Origin of the sequence: Bacillus sp. DC4300-2b2 (assembly GCF_049895685.1) — a bacterium.
GTDB classification, from domain to species: Bacteria; Bacillota; Bacilli; order Bacillales; family Bacillaceae; genus Bacillus; species Bacillus safensis.
The window spans coordinates 791,202-811,270 of the sequence record NZ_JAFCSW010000003.1 but is presented as its reverse complement, the minus strand read 5'-3'; the positions used below and the strand labels follow the sequence as shown (position 1 = coordinate 811,270).

The window sequence follows — 20,069 nt, the reverse complement described above, 5'->3', positions numbered from 1 at the left end:
CCACAGGAGCCACAGGAGATACGGGAGCGACCGGTGCAACAGGAGCCACAGGAGATACGGGAGCGACCGGTGCAACAGGAGCCACAGGAGATACGGGAGCGACCGGTGCAACAGGAGCCACAGGAGATACGGGAGCGACCGGTGCAACAGGTGTCACAGGAGATACGGGAGCGACCGGTGCAACAGGTGTCACAGGAGATACGGGAGCGACCGGTGCAACAGGAGCCACAGGAGATACGGGAGCCACGGGAGCCACAGGAGCAACAGGCGCCACAGGAGATACGGGAGCGACCGGTGCAACAGGAGCCACAGGAGATACGGGAGCCACGGGAGCAACAGGAGATACGGGAGCCACGGGAGCCACAGGAGCAACAGGAGCCACAGGAGATACGGGAGCAACAGGAGCCACAGGAGATACGGGAGCGACCGGTGCAACAGGAGCCACGGGAGCCACAGGCGCCACAGGAGATACGGGAGCCACGGGAGCCACAGGAGCGACCGGTGCCACAGGAGATACGGGAGCGACCGGTGCAACAGGCGCCACAGGAGCAGGGCTAGCTGAATTTGCATATGTATACAATCTAAGTGCTGAAACAGTAGCTTTAGAAGCCCCGGTGATTTTTGACTCAACTGGAATTATTACTGCTGGTATTACGCATGCCCCTGGAACTTCTCAAATTATAGTCACCAATCCAGGAAATTATGAGGTTACTTTTTCAGTTTCTGGCGTAGAGCCAAATCAATTCACCTTATTTGTAAATGGAGGTCCTGTGACGAACACAGTTTATGGTTCAGGAGCTGGTACTCAACAGAATAACGGTCAGGCAATCCTTGCTCTAGCAGCGGGTGACACGCTTACTCTTGTAAACCATACTTCAGCAGCAGCAGTTACTCTTCAAACCCTAGCAGGAGGAACCCAAACAAACGTGAACGCTTCTATTATTATTAAAAAATTAGACTAATTTAATTGTGTAGAGATGCTTTTAGAAGCCCTCAAAAGGAGCTTTGCATTTGAATATCTTCTTCAGCCGTTTCTTGGATGTCTTGGCCGGTGCTCGTCTCGTACATGATTTGTTTTCCAATATATAAATTCATTTGTTCTTAGGAGAAAGCAAACAAAAAACCCTAGAAATCCTTGAATGATCAAGGTATCTAGGGTTTGTTTGCTCTCTCTTAGAGAAGTAATGAAATTAACGAGAGTAGAACTCAACGATTAGTTGTTCGCTGATTTCAGGCGCTAATTCAGAACGCTCTGGAAGACGAGTGAAAGTTCCTTCAAGCTTTTCAGCATCGAAAGAAAGGTATTCAGGAACGAAGTTGTTTACTTCAACTGATTCTTTCACTACTGCAAGGTTTTGAGATTTCTCACGAAGAGCAATCGTTTGACCTGGTTTCACAGAGAAAGATGGGATGTCTACACGGCTTCCATCAACAAGGATGTGACCATGGTTTACTAGCTGACGAGCTTGGCGGCGAGTACGAGCAAGGCCAAGACGGTATACTAGGTTGTCAAGGCGAGTTTCAAGAAGGATCATGAAGTTTTCACCTTGTTTACCAGGAAGTTTAGCAGCTTTGTCATATAGTGTACGGAATTGACGTTCGTTGACACCGTACATGTGACGAAGCTTTTGCTTCTCTTGTAATTGTAAACCGTATTCAGAAAGTTTTTTGCGTTGTCCTGGACCATGTGGGCCTGGAGCGTAAGGGCGTTTTTCAAGTTCCTTACCTGTTCCGCTTAATGAAATGCCTAAACGGCGGGAAATCTTCCAACTTGGACCTGTATAGCGAGCCATAATGTGACTCCTCCTTATTGTTTTTATTTGTGAAAAATAAAAACCGTCTGTTCTTCCTCTTTTTCGTCATTATGTTTTCATGCATCCTCGCTCCAGCAGCAGGGAGTTACAAGATGCACCTTCATATAGAAGGAACAAAATGATACAAAAAAGCCGAACAAAAAGGCTGCCATATTTCACACAAACTCTATTATATGACTCTGGGTATGAGAAGTCAACCTATTTAGAGGCAAAGGAGACGTTCTCCATTATGATAAAGAAACATAAAAAAGCAGACAATGTGCCTGCTTTTACTGCATGATTACGCATCCGTAGAGACGGATAACGCCTGTTGGAGAATGTCTGTAAATTGAATAAGGTACGTCTCATCTACTTCACTGAAGCGGTCTTTCACAGGACTGTCAATATCGAGCACCCCAATGATCTGTCCATTGACCTTGAGCGGAATGACTATTTCAGATTGCGATGCGGCGTCACAGGCAATATGTCCAGGGAATGCATGGACATCAGCGATACGCTGCACTTCACCTGTCGCAAACGCTGTACCGCAAACGCCTTTTCCAGAAGGGATGCGCACACATGCAGGCAGTCCGTTAAATGGTCCAAGCACAAGCTCGCCGTCCTTTGCTAAATAAAACCCTGCCCAATTGACTTCAGGAAGTGAGTGATAGAGCAGCGCAGCTGCATTTGCCAAGTTGGCGATCAAATCAGGTTCACCATCTGTAATGGCTTCTACCTGTTTGACAAGCAATTGATAGTCTTTTGAAGGATCGCCAGACTGTTTTTCGACATGAAACATGAAAATCTCCTACTTTCTATCTTAAAAATACATAACTTGCGTCTCGCATGTGGGATTTGTCGAGCAATTGTAAAAGGAACTTCTCCCTTCATCTTGAAGTATGTACACATGAAGAGGGGTGAGCGGATGAAAACATCAACAACCGTGCAAACAAAAGACCGTATTATGGATGCTGCCATCAGACTTTTTAACCAAAAAGGATTTTCTGGAACCTCTGTCCGTGAGATTGCGAAGGAAGCAAACGTCAACGTTGCCCACATTTCTTATTACTTTCAAGGAAAAGGAGGGCTGCTTGAGCAGCTCGTATCCGATTTTTATGAAGGCTACATTCACATGATTGAATCACATCTCCATCACATGGAAACCCGTCAGGCAAAAGAATGCTTACTACATGTGGTTTTTGATATTTTATCTTATCAGCACAAGCACCGTCAATTAACCCGTTTTGTTTATAGGGAGGTGACGATTGATTCGACACTCATCAGAGAAATCATGTCTACATATTTAACAAAAGAAAAGTATTTGTTTCAGCTTATCATTGAAAAAGGAAAAAGCACCCATGTTATTTGTGAGCAGCTTTCACTCGCATCCTTTATGATTCAGCTGAAATCACTTCTCATGATGCCATATTTACAGCCGCAATATTTAACAGAGGTGCTTTATTTGAACCCAAGTGAGCCGTATTTCTATCAAATGTACTTTAAGGAGCTGAGCCGCTCGCTTCATCATCTGTTAGAACCAAAAGAGCCGGCATTAGATTCTCATCTGAACCTCATGATGTCCTCGAATTGATTATACGCATATCCGAGATCTTCCGCTTGATGGGCATCAGAGCCGAATATGAGCGGAATTTTTTTCTTTTTGGCAAGGTCAATCATCCATGGATCTAAATAGATACTTCTGGCATATGTTTTACGAAGTCCTGATGTATTAAAATCTAAGGACATGCCTTTTTTTGCCGTTTCTTCAAGGCAAAGGGTGACCTTTTGACAAAGTTCAGGTGACATTTCATATGGAAAAAGCTGTTTGAATTTCTGGACAAGGGTGATATGACCGATTCTCTTTGGCTTATATTGGCCTAAAGATGATAGAATAGAAGAATGAATTTGGTCATAGTAGCTTTGGTAGACCTGTTCGATGCTGCCATAGATGCTTATTAGCTGCTGAAAGGCATGCTCGTCAAAATCAAGGCAAATATAATCATCGCCAGCAGGAAGAAAGTGTACAGATAAAATGGCGTCGTCTAGCTCTGGACCGTAGCAGTCTAAAAAGGTTCTTGTTTCCTCTTCATACTCTTTGATAAAGTCAACCTCAAGCCCAGTTTTTACTATTAATTGTCCATTGTATTCTTGTTTCAGCTGAGCCAGTTTCGTGATATACGCTTCAAGGTCTTGGAGCTTCATGGCACTATCCTGCTCAGGTGTTGGATCTTGGAACGATGGAGGCAGCGGGGCATGCTCGGTAAAGGTTATGGAATCAAATCCCTTTTTGATGGCTTTTTCAATATAAGAATGAAAAGAATCAAGCGAACCGTGCGGGCAAAACGGTGTATGTAGATGTGCATCTTGTTTCAGCATGTCGTCACCTCTTGTCGATATTTTGAAAAACGTGATGTTTATCAGCGAAAATAATGAAAAATCATGACCAAAAATGCTGGTTACATGGTATCATAATAACAATGAAAACGACAGCTTCCGCATACATAAAAGCAGGTCACATTGATACGTGTGATCAAATGATAGAAAGCGCACAAATACTTTCTTGAAAAAACATACATAAAACCGTGAATGGATGGTATTGGAAAACATACGATCCTGCTTATAAAAAACAAATGCAAAGCGGACACGAAAGGGTTCTCAGGTCTACTCGGGACACTTTTACCCTGACATCACTTAGATCACAACAAGGGGGCTCATTATGGAGTTAATCATCGGTTTAATTGTCATTTTGCTTGCTTTGTTTTCAGTCGGTTATTTCCTGCGAAAAAATATATATAAAGAGATTGACCGATTGGAAGCATGGAAAATTGAAATTTTAAACAGATCAATTGTAGAAGAAATTTCAAAAATCAAACATTTAAAAATGACCGGAGAAACAGAGCAATTTTTTGAAAGATGGCGTGCAGAGTGGGACGATATCGTCACAGCCCATCTTCCAAAGGTAGAGGAGCTATTATATGATGCAGAAGAGTATTCTGATAAATATCGATTCTCCAAAGCCAAGCAGGTTCTTACGCACATTGAGGACTTGCTGAGTGCTGCTGATTCGAACATTGAAGACATTTTAAAAGAGATTGCAGACCTTGTCACAAGCGAGGAGCAAAATCGCAAGGACATTGAAAAGGTCAAAGAACAATATCAAACAGTTCGAAAAAATCTGCTTGCGTACAGCCATTTATACGGCACCCTTTATGACAAAATGGAGCAGGACTTAGATGAGGCCTGGGAAGGGATCAAGCAGTACGAGGAAGAGACAGAAAACGGAAACTACATGAAAGCAAGAAAGATTTTGCTTGAGCAAGACCGCAGACTCGATCAGCTTCAACTGTATATCAATGATGTACCGAAGCTCATTGCAGACTGCAAACAAACCGTACCAGGCCAGCTGACGAAGCTGAAAGACGGATATAAAGAAATGACAGACAAAGGCTACAAGCTCGAGCACATCCAGATCACTAAAGAGCTTGAGAACTTAAACAAACAGCTGACCCGTGCGGAAAAACTGCTGATTGATGAACTCAATCTGGATGAAGCATCAAGCATTCTCCAAATGATTGATGATGCAATTCAGACGCTGTATGATCAGCTTGAAGCGGAAGTAGAAGCAGGGCAGGAAATCAAAAGCAAAATGCCTGAGCTGACGGAAGCATTTGAAAAACTCGAGCAGGATCACACGCAAACAAAGGCAGAAACAGCTCTTGTAAAAGAAAGCTACAAACTGACAGCCGGAGAGCTTGATCAACAGAAGGCGTTCGAAAAACGCTTAGAAGAAATTGAAAAGCTCATGAAACAAATTCGAGAGAAGCTTGATCGTGATCATGTCGCATATTCATTATTAATGGATGAAATCAATCAGCTCGAAACCTTTATCGATGATGCAAAAGCATTGCATGATACGTTTAAAGATCACCTTCAATCATTAAGAAAAGAAGAGCTGCAAGCGAGAGAAACACTGGCTGAGCTCAAAACGATGCTGACAGATACAGTGCGTCAGCTGCAAAAAAGTAATATTCCAGGTGTACCTGCTGACATGAAAGAGCAGGCTGAAAAAGCGCAGGAGATGATTCAGCAAGTGCACGAGCAGCTTGAGAACCTGCCGCTCAACATGCCAGCCGTGAATGAGCAATTAAAAGAAGCCTCTGACACAGTGAGACATGTTGTGGATGAGACGGAAGAAATGCTCACTAAAGTGGATCAAATTGAACGAATCATTCAATACGGTAATCGTTTTAGAAGCCAAAATCATATTCTTTCAGAACAATTAAAAGAGGCAGAGCGAAGATTTTATGCGTATGACTATAACGGTTCATTTGATGTAGCAGCAGCAGCTGTTGAAAAAGCATCACCTGGATCTGTCCAAAAGCTTTTAGCTCAGCAAGACAAACAATATCAGCACCAATAAAAAAGCTGAAGTCCTGTAAATGGACTTCAGCTTTTTCTGTTAAGATGCTTGTTTCTCCCGCTTTTGGGAGGCAGAAGAAGTGAAAAGAGAAAGAACAAACCCAATGACTACTCCGAAAATAGCAGGAACAACCCAGCCAATGCCGAGGTCATATAAAGGTAAGATTGTTTGAAAGAGATTCTCTATTGGACCAATCGGGAGTTTCGCTGCTACTAAGCCGTCAAACAAACTGACGCAGCCAGTTAAAATCAAAGTAAGGACATAAACAGGTCTTCTTTGACCAAGCCATTTATCTGCCAGCGACAAAACAATGATGACAATTGCTAGTGGGTAGATGGCAGTTAACACTGGTACAGAGAAAGCGATAATATGAGCAAGTCCAAAATTTGAAATGATAAAACTGAATAATGTCACGAGTGTAACGACCATTTTATAAGAAAGTTTAGGTAATAAATTCGAGAAATACTCTCCACATGATGTAACAAGACCGATACTTGTCGTTAAACAAGCCACCGTAATTGCAGCGCCTAACACGATATTTCCTAAGCTGCCAAATAAGAATTGAGAAGACTGCGCCAAGATTTTACTACCATCTCCAACAAACCCAATGGCGTGAGTACTTGAAGCGCCTAAATAAGCAAGTGATAGATAAACAAATGTTAATCCGCAAGCTGCAATCAGACCCGCTTTGATACAAGCAGAAGTCAGCGCCTTTTTACTTGTCACACCGCGTCCTTTAATGGCGTTGATGACAACGACTCCAAACACAATAGAAGCAAGAGCGTCCATTGTTTTATAGCCCTCTAGAAATCCTTTGAAAAATGACCCGTTGCTGTAAGAGACATCAGGTGTGCCAATGACGCCCATCGGCGTTAGAATGGCTTTGACAATAATAATAAAAATAATCGTAAATTTAATCGGTGTTAACACTTTTCCTACACGATCCACAATCTTCGTTGGATTTAGAGCAAGATAATAAGTAATACCAAAAAAGACAAGTGTGAATACAAGAAGTGAAAGCCAAGCTGGTACACCTGCTAAAAAGGGTAATGCACCAATTTCATATGAAACCGTTCCTGTACGAGGAATAGCGAAAAGAGGCCCGATAGATAAATATAAAATGACAGTAAACGCTGTTCCAAAAGCCGGGTGGGCTTTATCAGCTAATCCTTTCGCATCTCGACCTGTTAAAGCGATCGCAATAATCCCTAGAAGAGGTAAACCGACGCCTGTTAATAAAAATCCGCCCATTGCTTTCCACACATTTTGCCCAGCATATTGCCCAAGTTCTGGTGGATAAATCATATTACCGGCGCCGAAAAATAGAGCAAACAGCATAAAACCTATGATAATCGTATCTTTCGTCGACAAAGTTGCCTTCATTGCATTTAAAGCCTCCATTGTTATGTTGAAATATTCTGTTAATTAGTTGCTAAGTAACCGTTCATCATTAACATTCACTAATTATAAAGGATGTACGCCTGATGTCAACATGTGTTTTCGTACAAAAGTCATGAATTTTTCTATTTTAGTATATGAAGAACAATAAAAAAACATCCCCTTCCACAGAAGAAGAGGATGTTTTGGTTCACGATAACTAGGAGGCGAGCTGTTTCGTCGGACTGGTAAACATCGAAATAAGTAAACCAATCACAGCACCGAGAATAGCTGGTACAATCCAGCCAATCCCTAAATCGTAAAACGGAACGATTGAACCTAAGATCTTAGGTAAGCCGCCTAGATTGACTTCGGCTGCTAATAATCCATCAATGATGGCAAAGAAACCAGTAAAGATGAGAGATACGATATAAATGAGTCTTCTACCGTTAATCCAGCGGTCAAGGAATGACAATAAAATAATGACAATGGCCAATGGATAGATGGTCACAAGTACTGGAACAGATAGAGAAATAATTTGTGCCAATCCAAGGTTTGCAACCAGTGTACTAAATAAAGAAACAATTAGAACGACTGTACGATAAGAAAAGCTAGGGAAAAGCTTTGAAAAATATTCCCCACAAGAAGAAATAAGTCCAACACTCGTCGTTAAACAAGCAAATAAAATAGCTGCGCCAAGTACAATGTTACCAGCAGAACCGAATAAAAAGTTGGCAGAAAGTGAAAGAAGCTTGCCGCCGTCATTTGCTCCAACCATTCCCGTTGCATCGGTACTTGAAGCACCCACATAGGCAAGTGAAATGTACACGAGTGCCAGTCCAATAGCAGCCACGACTCCTGCTTTAATACAAGCTGCTGCAAGAGATTTACGCTCCGTAATGCCTCTGTCTTTAACAGCTGTTACCACGACGATCCCAAAAACGATAGAAGCAAGAGCATCCATTGTTTTATAGCCTTCTAAAAAGCCAGTGAAGAGCGGGTTTGCTTTATATGTTTCATCAGGAGCACCGATCATTCCCATTGGCGTAGCAATGGCTTTAATGACAATAATGGCAATAACCGTTAATAAGATCGGAGTTAAAATTTTACCAATTCGATCAACCAGCTTTGAAGGATTTAACGCGAGCAGATATGAAATGGCGAAAAACACAACGGTAAAGATGAATAGCGGTACCCATGAAGTAGATTGTGCACTTGACAGGAAAGGAGCTAATCCTATCTCATACGAAACCGTACCTGTTCTCGGAATAGCGAAAAAAGGTCCAATGGACAAATACAGAATGACGGTGAAAATGGTGCCAAATTTAGGATGAGCTTTATCAGCAAGGCCTTTTGCACCGGTACCTGTCAGTGCGACTGCAATTACCCCTAGAAGCGGAAGACCTACTCCTGTGAGTAAAAATCCACCGATGGCGAGCCATACATTCTCACCTGCATATTGTCCAAGAACAGGTGGGAAAATCATATTTCCTGCGCCAAAGAATAATGCAAAAAGCATTAGACCAATGGCTATCGTCTCTTTTATACTTAAACTATTTTTCAAAATAGTCCCTCCTCAATCTCAATCAGTGTAGTGTGTCAAGTTAAAATATTCTGACAATTTAAATGTTTATGTGACAATTGCACTATGGATGATATAGTGAAAATGAAAAGTTGTCAACTGCCATTTTCAGAAAATTCTCTGTCTGACTTTATTATGGTAACATATAATTGCATTTATTTTTAAGCTTTTTGTAAGGAGTTACATTTATGATCTATCTTGATAATAGTGCAACAACCAAGCCTTATCCTGAGGTTTTACAAGTATATCAGCAAGTGAGTGAGCGTTATTTTGGAAATCCATCTTCGCTTCATCAGCTCGGAATAGATGCAAGCCGGCTGTTAAATGAAACGAGAAAACAAATGCTTCACTACACGGGCTTAAAACAATATGAGATTATTTTTACTTCTGGTGCTACAGAAGCGAATAACATTGCCATTAAAGGAGCAGCACTTGCCAAAATGAATCGTGGCAAGCACATTGTGACGACAGCAATTGAGCATCCTTCTGTCATTGAATCGTTTGAACAGCTGAAGGCGTTATTTGGCTTTGACATCTCCTATATTCAAGTAAATGAGCATGGCCATGCAGATATGACGCATTTAAAAGAAGTGCTTCGCCCTGATACAGTGCTTGTCAGCATGATGCACGTCAATAACGAAACGGGTGCCATCCAGCCAATTGAAGAAGCTGCTGGCATCATTCGTGAGCATGCCGAAAACGCGCTTTTTCATGTCGACGGGGTGCAGGGAATGTGCAAAGTAGCACTTAATAAACAGCTGGATGTAGATCTTTTGACGATGTCAGGTCATAAAATTCATGGATTAAAAGGCACAGGAGCACTCTTTTTAAAGAAAGATGTCATTCTCACCCCTTTCATTACAGGCGGAGAGCAGGAATTAGGGCTTCGTTCAGGTACTGAAAACCCTGCTGGAGCTGTCAGCTTGGCAAAAGCCATGAAACAATCATTTGAACAGCTTGACAAGCATCATGATGAGATGCTGAACTTAAAAACGCAGCTGCAAAAACAGCTTGGAGACATAGAAGGTATTGTGATGAACACACCGAGGGCGCAAAGTGCGCCGCACATTGTGAATTTTTCAGTGCCGGGTATTCAAATTGAAGTCCTTCTCCATATGCTTGAAAAAGAAGGCATATATGTTTCTACAACCTCTGCCTGCTCAGCCAAGAAAAAAGAGCCAAGCCGTGTACTGCTGGCGATGGGAAAACCAGAGGAAGTGGCCAAAAGCAGTATGAGAATCAGCTTGACGTATGGACAAGGACCAGAGCTTGCATCGCAGATCATCACATCGATCACACAAAGTGTGAAAAAATTAAAAGGAATGAGATAACAGCATGAAATATGATCATATTTTAGTCCGTTTTGGTGAGATCTCAACAAAAGGGAAGAATAGAAAGAAATTCATTGAAAAACTAAGACAGCACATTCGGTTCGTCTTAAAGGATTTTGAAGCATTGAAGTATGCATCTGATAGAGACCGTATCACGATTATGCTGAACGGAGAAGACCCTGAACCGATTTCTGAACAGCTCAAAAGTGTATTTGGCATTCAGAGCTTTAGTCTTGCGGTTAAATGTGAGACGAATCTAGATGCGATTAAAGATGCGGCACTAACAGCGGTACAGGAAGTGTATGAACAAGGGAATTCATTTAAAGTCTCAACGAAACGTTCTTATAAACAATTTGAACTTGATTCAAATGAAATGAACCGCGAAATTGGCGGACATGTTCTAAGGAATACGGAAAATTTAACGGTCAATGTGAAACAGCCGGATGTGCATTTACGCATCGAAATCAGAGAGCAAGCCACGTATATTACATTTAAAGATGTCAAAGGCGCAGGCGGCCTGCCGGTTGGTTCTAGCGGAAGAGCAATGCTCATGCTTTCAGGCGGCTTTGACAGCCCAGTTGCCGGCTATCAAGCAATGAAACGCGGAATTGAAATTGAAGCTGTGCATTTCTTTAGCCCGCCGTATACAAGTGAACGTGCCAAACAAAAGGTCATTGATCTTGCAGAATGCCTAGCAGCATATGGAGGCGAAGTGAAGCTTCACATCGTGCCTTTTACAAAAATTCAAGAGCTGATCCACAAACAAGTACCTGAAAACTATACGATGACATCAACAAGACGAATGATGCTGAAAATAGCTGACAAAATAAGAGAAAAGCGTGATGCCCTTGCGATTATTACCGGAGAAAGCCTTGGACAAGTGGCAAGTCAGACACTTGAAAGCATGTATGCCATTAATCATGTGACCAATACACCAATCATCCGCCCGCTCATTGCTGTCGATAAAAATGACATTATTGATGAAGCGAGAAGAATTGGCACATACGATACAAGCATTCAGCCTTTCGAGGATTGCTGTACGATCTTTACGCCGCCGTCCCCAAAAACAAAACCAAAGCTTGAGAAGGTAGAACGCTACGAAAGCTTTGCTGATTTCGAGCCAATGCTGGATGAGGCAGTAGAGCAAATTGAAACGATTATTGTGACAAATGAAAAGAAAGCGGCAGACGAATTCGCTGATTTATTCTAAAACGAAAATTTCATAATAATTACCATAAAATCAATCGCATGAAGTCATGTGTTTCTACACATTCTATATTCACAAGGAGGTGAGAACACATGGCTCAACAAAACAGACAAAGCAGTTCTAACCAATTACTAGTACCAGGCGCTGCACAAGCTATCGACCAAATGAAGTACGAAATCGCTTCTGAATTTGGTGTAAACCTTGGTGCAGAAACAACATCTCGCGCTAACGGATCAGTTGGTGGAGAAATCACTAAGCGTCTTGTATCTTACGCTCAACAACATATGGGTGGCGGATCTTTCTAAGACACACAATTTAAAAGCTATGGCTTATGAGCGGGATGATTCCCGCTCTTTTCTTTTTGTACATATAAATAGTTAGAATATTTTTAAAAAAGGAGACGGATTTAAAAAATTATGGCATAATACTAGGAGTAGGTCCTAATTCAAGCATTTTTCAGTTATGAGTGTTAGAATAGGTAAATTGAAACATGTTTCGTTTCATAAGAAAGAGGCTAAAAGGAGCTGTACCATGAAAAGAGAAGACTTAATTGCACCAGAACAATATAACTTAGTCAGTGAGATTGAAGCGTTCAGTCATGATCAGGAGAAAATGGCCCTGCACTGGCAGGACGGAAATGGCTACGAAGCGCATGTGACATATGCAGCATTAGTGGAAGAGGCAAATAAAATTGGACATGTTTTATTAAATGCAGGCTTCAAAAAAGGCGATAAAATCATTGTGATGGTGCCGCGCATGCTCGAGGCATACAGCATTTATTTAGCGATTTTGAAAACAGGAATGGTCGTGATTCCTTGTTCTGAAATGCTGCGTGCGAAAGATTTAGATTACCGAATTGAACACGCAGAAGCAAAGGGAGCGATCGTTTATTCTTCATTCATTCAATCGTTCGACGGAACCAAACAGCCGAACGATTTTAAAACATTCTCAATCGGTGAAAACGATCATGGCTGGACAAACATTCTAGCGCAAAAGGAAGAGCAATTAAACGAACTTGAATTGGCAGATACAAAACGCACAGACATGGCGTTTTTATCCTATACATCAGGTACAACAGGGAACCCAAAAGGGGTTGTTCATACACACGGATGGGCGTATGCACATTTACGCACAGCTGCCAAAGCATGGCTCTCCATTAATGAAGGAGATAAAGTATGGGCGACAGCAGGACCAGGCTGGCAAAAATGGGTGTGGAGTCCCCTCTTATCTGTGTTAGGAAGTGGAGCAGAAGGCTTTGTATATGGAGGAAAATTCAATCCAAATACATACTTAGAGCTGCTTCAAAAAAATGAAATCAATGTCCTATGCTGTACACCGACAGAATATCGCTTTATGGCAAAAGTAGATGATTTGAGTCAGTACGCGCTGCCGAAGCTGCATAGTGCTGTTTCTGCGGGAGAACCGCTGAACCGTGAAGTCATTGATACATTCAAAAAGCATTTTGATATAGAAGTACGAGACGGCTATGGCCAAACTGAAAGCACACTGCTTGTAGGGGTGCTAAAAGGAATGGATATCAAGCCAGGAAGTATGGGGAAACCAACTCCTGGAAATGAAGTAGATATCATTGATGAGGACGGAAACGTCTGCCCACCTGGAGAGATTGGTGACATTGCGGTTCATCTCGAAACACCGGCTCTATTTAAGGAATACTATAAAGACGAAGAGCGTACAAAGGCGCAGCGCCGAGGCAATTACTTTATTACGGGTGACCGCGCGAAAAAAGACGAAGATGGGTACTTCTGGTTTGAAAGCCGCAGAGATGACATCATTGTCAGCTCAGGCTATACGATTGGACCGTTTGAAGTAGAGGATGCGCTGATCAAGCATCCAGCAGTGAAGGAATGTGCAGTTGTGGCGAGCCCAGATGAAATCAGAGGATCAATCGTGAAAGCATACGTCGTCCTTCGTGATGGAACTGCGCAAAGTGATGAACTGATCAAAGAGCTGCAAACACATGTGAAAAACACAACAGCACCGTACAAATACCCAAGAGAAATCGAATTCATTGACGAACTGCCAAAAACACCGTCAGCGAAAATTCGCCGTGTAGAGCTGAGAGAAAGAGAGCTTGCACGAAAAAGTAAATAATGAAAAAATGAGAAGCGTTTGGATGGAAGCATCCAGCGCTTTTTTTGTACGGAAAATTAAATTTGTTGAAAGCAGGCAGGGTGCTTTATGTTAAAATATGTAGGAATTTCTGAAAAAGGAGAATGTTAGTAGATGTCGATTGCGATCATTCATGGAATTGTACTTGCCTTTGGTCTCATTTTACCTTTGGGCGCACAAAATGTATTTGTATTTCAACAAGGAGCGCTGCAGCCTCGATTATATCGAGCAATGCCTGTCGTCATCACAGCTGCTCTTTGTGACACACTTTTAATTGCTTTAGCTGTCGTAGGTGTTTCTGTTGTGGTGTTTACCATTCCAGTGCTGCAAATTGGTCTTTATATCGTTGGTTTTTGTTTTTTAGTTTATATGGGATGGTCCGTATGGAACACAAGCTCATCATCAGGTGATCAAGAGAAGCAGAAATTAATGCCTGCAAGAAAACAAATTGTATTTGCTTGTTCAGTTTCTCTTTTAAATCCCCACGCGATTCTCGATACGATTGGTGTCATTGGGACAAATTCGCTGCAATATAGCGGCGCAGAAAAGCTGGCGTTCACACTTGCCTGTATCATCGTGTCCTGGTTATGGTTTATTGGGCTTGCCCTTTTAGGGAAGATGTTAGGGAAGTTAGATACAAACGGCAAATGGATGAACCGTATCAATAAGGCTTCGGCGGTCATGATCTGGCTGGTTGCGTTATACATTGCATATCAATTGATTGTGTAAAGGTACAAGAAGAGTTTGGACGAAATGATCCAGCGCTTTTTTATGTGTTGGAAGTACAATAACCCAATCCTGCATGAGCATAGTGCTCATGCTTTTTTTAGGTCATTTTTTAAAAATCGTTTGATTTAATAGACGGAGAGCTTGTACGATATCATCCATTTGTTCTATATCTGAGGGAGATAGGCTATCTATTAGCATCCTTTCGATATGCTGGAAGGCTTCGTTCATACAGGCCCGGCCTTTGTCAGAAAGTATAATGACATGCTTTCGTTTGTCATTACGGTCTTCTTCTCTAGCAATGAATTGTTTTTCTTGCAGCTTTTTCAGTTCTCTGCTGACATTTGGAAGAGACATATGCTGGCAGTCTGCGATGTCACTAGGGGTAAGCGGTTCGCTGACCGCTAGCTGCTCTAAAATTAAATATTGTAAGGGTGTTAATTCTGGTGGTTTGACTTTGCTCATCATATTATGTTTTAACTCTGAAAAAGTAGAAGCAAATGAGACGAATTCCTTGAAGAAATGTGGATGTTGCATGATGATCACCTCCTACGTAACATATCAAATTTATTATCAAAAAACAATTATCATTTGACAACCAATTGGGTGCGGTGTATCATTTTGTTATCAAATGATAACTAAAGGAGAAAAATATGAATGTACTCATTATTTATACTCACCCTCATCACAATAGTTTAAATGGTGCTTTTTTTAAAGAAATTGTTAGAGGCAGCGAAGAAAATCCAATCGTTGAAGAAGTGAAAATCATCGATTTATATCAAGAAAAATTTGATCCTGTACTTGTTTTTAATGAAGAGAAAAAGAGACGTGATATGCATAAAGATCCTGACATTCGCGAGTATCAGGATAAGATCAAGTGGGCGGATAAAATCGTGTTCGTTTATCCCATTTGGTGGGGGCGACCGCCAGCTATGCTGCTTGGCTTTATTGACCGCATGTTTGCTGCGAATTTCGCTTATCGTCAAGCAGGTGGTCTGCTGCCAGAAGGATTATTAAAAGGGAAAAGTGCCGTTTGTGTATCGACAATGCAAGGACCAACCAACTACCCTTTGTTCTTTTTACAAAATGCGCACAAGATGTTAATGAAACGAGCTCTCTTGCAATATGTCGGAATCAAACCTGTGAAGTTCTTTGAGTTTGGGATGATGGAAAGTCCAAAAGGGAAGCATGACATCAAATTAAAGCGCACATACAACTATTTCAGAAACATCAGCTCTTAATATATTTTGATAAGTCACTTTTCTTCTAATTTGATCCTGTTCTGTTTTAAAATGACATTGAGGCGGGGTCACTTATCCTCGTCATTTGAAAGGGGGATATGGATGAAGAAAACATTGTTTAAAGATGCAGCACTCTTAACACTTGATCCATCTTTAGGTTTTCTTGAAAAGGGAGATTTATTAATTGAAGGGAAACACATTTTAGAAGTTGGACCTTCAATTGAAGTAAGTGATGCAGACATTGTGGATGCATCTGATATGGTCATCATGCCAGGTCTTGTAGATACACATCGGCATGTGTGGCAGTCTGTCATCCGAGGCATAGGGACAGATTGGTCTTTGCAGACATATTTAAGCAAAATCTATTATGGCAACTATGGAGCAATGAGACGCCCATCCGACGATCGAATCGCCAATTATTTAGGGGCATTAGAGGCTTTAGATGCAGGTGTGACCACGTTTTTAGATTGGACGATGATCAATTCAATGGATCATACAGAAGAGCTCATTGGAGGATTAAAAGATGCGGGTATACGAGCTGTTTTTGCTTTTGGTTCCTCTGGAGATGCTGAATATTGGGATAGAGAGAGTACGCTCACCAATATGGAGGACGCAGCACATGTGAAAAAAGCGCATTTTCAATCATCAGATCAGCTTTTAACAATGGGACTTGCGATTCGTGGTCCAGAGTTTTCTTCATGGGAGACGTCGGTATTTGAAATTGAAACAGCCCGGTCTCTAGATGCTCTATGCAGTATGCACATCGGCTTTGGAAATTGGGGAGCGGAGGATCGATCGATTGAGCGGCTTCACAAAGCAGGGCTGCTCGGACCGGATTTGAACATGGTGCATATTAACGCAATCGATGCGGATCAAATGAAGATGCTGGCAGACAGCGGAAGCTCCATCTCCATTACCCCTGAAATTGAAATGATGATGGGTCACGGTTATCCTGTCACAGGACTTGCGATTGAACAAGGTGTTCTTCCAACGCTCGGTGTAGACGTAGTGACAGCGACAGGTGGAGATTTGTTTGCTCAAATGAAATTCGGGCTTCAGGCAGAGCTCGCGATCCAAAATCAATCGTTGTTAATGGATGGGATCATGCCGGGACCTGAACTTGGGCTGTCAGCTCATCAAATGCTTGAGGCTGCGACGATCAATGGTGCTTGTGCATTACAGCTTGATCATAAAATTGGGTCGCTTACACCTGGGAAAGAAGCGGATTTTATTCTGATCGATCGGACAAGCATGAATCTTCTTCCGATGACAGATCCAGCTGGAGCGATTGTTCAAACGGCACATCCTTCAAATGTTGATTCTGTTTATGTGGCTGGAAAAGCAGTGAAACAGAACGGAAAGCTTGTCGGTGTGAACCTAGAAGAGGTCAAACGAAAAGCTTATGCGGCAAGAGACCATATTTTATCACACAAGTTTGAATCGACACCTTCGTAAATAAAATAACCCCATAGGCGATGCCTATGGGGAATTGATTACAAGGATTCTTTAATGACTTTTTTATAATATTGGACAGATAGGAATCCGAAGATAGAATAGAGGGCAGTGTAAATCGACATAACGATAAGCATTGGAGTCCACAATTCTCCGCCGAATAAAAACCAGCCTGATTGTACAGCAAAGTAGCTGTGCAGCAATCCGACGATGAGCGGAATCCCAAAGTTAAACAGCTGTTTAAGCCTGATACCTTTTAACAGGTCCTTCTCAGTAAAACCAAGCTTGCGCAAGATCGTGTAGGAGCTTTGTTCCTCTTCACTTTCATTCATTTGTTTAAAGTATAAAATACAGCCAGATGTGACGAGGAAGCTAAGGCCTAAAAACCCGACCACAAACATCATTAGTCCTATTGTTTGTTTTTGCTGCTGAGCTGAAGCTAGTTGAGACATGCTGTTGTCACCTAGTTTTAAAGATGTAAACACGCTATTTGCTTGTTCAAGATTTTTATCATCTTTTATATTGACTGCGATATATTGGTTATTCTCAAGCTGTAGCTTTGGATCTTTCTGTTGATCGAGCTGCTCAAAAACATCTTGACTCACGACGGCAACTGGTAGACCGCCAAAAGTGAAGTTGTAAGAAATGAGGTAATCTTTCTTCATATCTATGACTTTCAAATCAAGCGGTTTCTTAATGAGAAGCTTCACATCGCCTGAGCTTTGAATCGGCATGAATTTTTTTAATAGATCACTGTAGCCGCTTAAAATAACTTCGTTGTTCTCCACATGAATATTTGGTGCGTTTTTCTCACTGATCACAGGCAGTGTCAATACGCCTGGATCATTCTTCATATTTTTCAACTCTGAATCCACTATTTTTTTCGCATCAAATTTCGCTTGAATCACTTTGACCTGCTTTTGATCATAAGCAATATGTTTGTCAGAAAGTGCACGAGTGAAGGTTGCTGCTTCTTTTTCTGAGCCCATGACGAAATGAGCTGGAATTTGCTGTTCAGCGGTTTTTTCTGCTGAGTAATAGGAAATGTAGCTAAGGGCCAGCAAACCGATGGCAAGTGCAGATACGGTTGTAATAATCGTTAAAAGCAGTGCATTTGATTTTAGCCGGAACATAATGGATGACAGAGACAGGACTTCATGAATGGCGAGATAGCCATTTTTTCTTTTACGTACGATATTGGCAATGAAAGAAACAGAGCCCTTATAAAAAAGAAAGGTACCGATGATGACAGAGGCTAGAATATAAATCATGGCTAAAAGTAACTCAAGCATGGATGTATATGAGCCGGTAAAAAGCTTAGAAGAAATATAATAGCCTGAACTGATCAAGACAATACCGAAAACTCCAATGATGATTTCAAACACAGAGATCTTTTTCACACGCTGTTCTGTCGAAGACGTTGTTCTAAACAAAGATAAAATCGTCTGTTTATTAATAAAGCGTCTATTTCTCAGCATAATCAATCCATAGATGATGAAAAAGACAATGAGTGTTTGCAGAAGGGCCATGCCTGAAAAATGCAGATTGGCGATGGCATTAACACCAGTCACTTTAAATAACACCATCAGCATCAGCTTTGAACCGATAAAGCCGGCAATGATGCCGATAGTCATGGCTGTCACGTATAGGATAAAGTTCTCTGCATTGAGCAGTCTGGAAATTTTTTGTTTCGTCATACCTATGAGCTGCAGGAGACCTATTTCTTTTCCTCTGCGTTTAATAAAAATGCTATTCGCATATAGCAGGAAAATACCGACGATGGCTATAAGCAGAACTGAAGCGGCTTTAATCGAAGCACCGCCTTTAATGGAGCCTTTTACATCATCAAGTGCTGGTGAGTACTGCAAGGTGACAAAGGAAAAATAGAGCGCCACACTAAACACGAGAGCAAACACATATAAATAGTAATTCTTCAAATTTTTCTTCAGGTTACGGAAGATGAGCTGATTAATGTTCATGCTTCACACCGCCTAAGACACCTTGCGTTTTCATAATATCCTCGAAAAACATTTTTCTTTCTAAAGCGCCTTTATTCAACTGTGTATAAATCTGTCCATCCTTGATAAAAATGACGCGGCTTGAATAGCTGGCTGCGACAGGATCATGTGTCACCATCACAATGGTCGCTTTTCGTTTACGATTGAAATCTTGCAGTTTGTTGAGCAGGTCAGATGCAGATTTGGAATCAAGTGCCCCTGTAGGTTCATCAGCGAAGATAAGACTTGGTTCATGAATGAAGGCACGAACCGCCGATGTCCGTTGCTTTTGTCCGCCAGAGAGTTCGTTCGGGTATTTGTCTCTTAGTTCATAAATCCCCATGTCTTCTGCAAGCTGTTGAAAACGTTCAAAAGCTTCTTTTTTTGGCGTTTTGGAGATGGATAAAGGCAAAAGGATGTTTTCTTTGACTGTGAGTGTATCAAGTAAATTATAATCTTGAAAAACAAAGCCAAGCTGCTTTTTTCTAAATTCCGCAAGCTGCTGATCCTTCATTTGGGTCATCTCAGCATCTGCAATACGAATGGATCCGCTGGACACATGATCGATAGACGACAATACGTTCAGAAGAGTTGTTTTCCCCGAGCCTGATGGCCCCATGATACTAACAAATTCCCCGGCTTCAATGGTTAAATCAATACCACTCAGCACCTCTTGTTTATTGAATTTATTTCCGTAGCTTTTATAAATTTTACGAGCTTCTAAAATGTTCATTTGCTGAACCCCTTTTTCTTTTAATTGATAACTCTAGTATAAAAAGAAGCCTGCCAGACGTCCTTCGATTTGGCGAACAA

18 protein-coding genes are annotated in these 20,069 nt (G+C 41.6%); 10 read left to right on the top strand and 8 right to left on the bottom strand.

The annotated features are described in order from the left end of the window. Nucleotides 1-962 (top strand): BclA C-terminal domain-containing protein (locus tag ACP69X_RS14120; RefSeq protein WP_426052758.1); only part of this gene is annotated, 962 nt, incomplete at its 5' end. Between the two features lie 228 nt (nt 963-1,190). Here the strand turns inward: ACP69X_RS14120 and rpsD are convergent. Both rpsD and ACP69X_RS14110 read right to left on the bottom strand, forming a co-directional pair. Next, nucleotides 1,191-1,793, bottom strand: a complete 603-nt coding sequence (gene rpsD / locus ACP69X_RS14115) for a 30S ribosomal protein S4 (RefSeq protein WP_024424838.1) — start codon at nt 1,791-1,793, stop codon at nt 1,191-1,193. A gap of 301 nt (nt 1,794-2,094) precedes the next feature. Continuing rightward, a complete protein-coding gene (locus ACP69X_RS14110; protein WP_041086650.1) occupies nt 2,095-2,592 on the bottom strand; it encodes a GAF domain-containing protein in 498 nt (165 codons plus the stop codon). Nucleotides 2,593-2,718: 126 nt separating this feature from the next. Between ACP69X_RS14110 and refZ the strand changes: the two genes are divergently transcribed. Then, entirely contained in the window at nt 2,719-3,384 is a 666-nt protein-coding gene (gene refZ / locus ACP69X_RS14105) for a forespore capture DNA-binding protein RefZ (protein ID WP_426052757.1), read from the top strand. Here the strand turns inward: refZ and hisJ are convergent. After that, complete coding sequence (hisJ, locus tag ACP69X_RS14100; RefSeq protein ID WP_073978736.1) at nt 3,354-4,169, bottom strand: histidinol-phosphatase HisJ; 816 nt, start codon at nt 4,167-4,169, stop codon at nt 3,354-3,356. The two genes, refZ and hisJ, sit on opposite strands and share 31 nt — an antisense overlap. Before the next feature lie 340 nt (nt 4,170-4,509). Between hisJ and ezrA the strand changes: the two genes are divergently transcribed. Then, complete coding sequence (ezrA, locus tag ACP69X_RS14095) at nt 4,510-6,213, top strand: septation ring formation regulator EzrA (RefSeq protein ID WP_411242976.1); 1,704 nt, start codon at nt 4,510-4,512, stop codon at nt 6,211-6,213. Nucleotides 6,214-6,252: 39 nt separating this feature from the next. On the opposite strand, the gene brnQ (ACP69X_RS14090) is transcribed toward ezrA, so the two are convergent. Both brnQ (ACP69X_RS14090) and brnQ (ACP69X_RS14085) read right to left on the bottom strand, forming a co-directional pair. Then, on the bottom strand, nt 6,253-7,596 hold the full coding sequence (gene brnQ, locus ACP69X_RS14090; protein ID WP_041086644.1) for a branched-chain amino acid transport system II carrier protein: 1,344 nt from the start codon (nt 7,594-7,596) through the stop codon (nt 6,253-6,255). Nucleotides 7,597-7,810: 214 nt separating this feature from the next. Beyond that, entirely contained in the window at nt 7,811-9,154 is a 1,344-nt protein-coding gene (brnQ, locus tag ACP69X_RS14085) for a branched-chain amino acid transport system II carrier protein (RefSeq protein ID WP_041086642.1), read from the bottom strand. Nucleotides 9,155-9,360: 206 nt separating this feature from the next. On the opposite strand from brnQ (ACP69X_RS14085), the gene ACP69X_RS14080 reads away from it, so the two are divergent. The 5 genes from ACP69X_RS14080 to ACP69X_RS14060 all read left to right on the top strand — a co-directional run bounded on the left by ACP69X_RS14080 (nt 9,361) and on the right by ACP69X_RS14060 (nt 14,569). Then, nucleotides 9,361-10,503, top strand: coding sequence for a cysteine desulfurase family protein (locus ACP69X_RS14080; protein WP_041086640.1), 1,143 nt, complete (start codon nt 9,361-9,363; stop codon nt 10,501-10,503). Between the two features lie 4 nt (nt 10,504-10,507). Continuing rightward, nucleotides 10,508-11,713 (top strand): tRNA uracil 4-sulfurtransferase ThiI, encoded by a 1,206-nt coding sequence (gene thiI, locus ACP69X_RS14075; protein WP_041086638.1) that lies wholly within the window; start codon nt 10,508-10,510, stop codon nt 11,711-11,713. Between the two features lie 89 nt (nt 11,714-11,802). Further along, nucleotides 11,803-12,015, top strand: coding sequence for an alpha/beta-type small acid-soluble spore protein (locus tag ACP69X_RS14070; protein ID WP_024424829.1), 213 nt, complete (start codon nt 11,803-11,805; stop codon nt 12,013-12,015). Nucleotides 12,016-12,241: 226 nt separating this feature from the next. Further along, entirely contained in the window at nt 12,242-13,822 is a 1,581-nt protein-coding gene (gene mbcS / locus ACP69X_RS14065) for an acyl-CoA synthetase MbcS (protein WP_041086636.1), read from the top strand. Nucleotides 13,823-13,954: 132 nt separating this feature from the next. Beyond that, nucleotides 13,955-14,569 (top strand): LysE/ArgO family amino acid transporter, encoded by a 615-nt coding sequence (locus ACP69X_RS14060; RefSeq protein WP_426052756.1) that lies wholly within the window; start codon nt 13,955-13,957, stop codon nt 14,567-14,569. A 102-nt stretch (nt 14,570-14,671) separates the two neighbouring features. Here the strand turns inward: ACP69X_RS14060 and ACP69X_RS14055 are convergent, their stop codons facing one another. Further along, nucleotides 14,672-15,103: a MarR family winged helix-turn-helix transcriptional regulator gene (locus tag ACP69X_RS14055; RefSeq protein WP_041086633.1), complete on the bottom strand. Its 432-nt coding sequence runs from the start codon at nt 15,101-15,103 to the stop codon at nt 14,672-14,674. Nucleotides 15,104-15,219: 116 nt separating this feature from the next. Here ACP69X_RS14055 and ACP69X_RS14050 point away from each other — a divergent pair, with 116 nt between their 5' ends. Together ACP69X_RS14050 and ACP69X_RS14045 are read left to right on the top strand one after the other, a co-directional pair. Continuing rightward, complete coding sequence (locus tag ACP69X_RS14050) at nt 15,220-15,807, top strand: NAD(P)H-dependent oxidoreductase (RefSeq protein WP_041086631.1); 588 nt, start codon at nt 15,220-15,222, stop codon at nt 15,805-15,807. 102 nt (nt 15,808-15,909) lie between these two features. Next, nucleotides 15,910-17,262, top strand: a complete 1,353-nt coding sequence (locus tag ACP69X_RS14045; protein WP_426052755.1) for an amidohydrolase family protein — start codon at nt 15,910-15,912, stop codon at nt 17,260-17,262. Between the two features lie 38 nt (nt 17,263-17,300). Here the strand turns inward: ACP69X_RS14045 and ACP69X_RS14040 are convergent, their stop codons facing one another. Both ACP69X_RS14040 and ACP69X_RS14035 read right to left on the bottom strand, forming a co-directional pair. Beyond that, complete coding sequence (locus ACP69X_RS14040) at nt 17,301-19,238, bottom strand: ABC transporter permease (RefSeq protein WP_426052754.1); 1,938 nt, start codon at nt 19,236-19,238, stop codon at nt 17,301-17,303. After that, nucleotides 19,228-19,989 (bottom strand): ABC transporter ATP-binding protein, encoded by a 762-nt coding sequence (locus tag ACP69X_RS14035; RefSeq protein WP_024426158.1) that lies wholly within the window; start codon nt 19,987-19,989, stop codon nt 19,228-19,230. Before ACP69X_RS14035 ends, ACP69X_RS14040 begins: the two co-directional genes overlap by 11 nt. Nucleotides 19,990-20,069 lie beyond the last annotated feature (80 nt).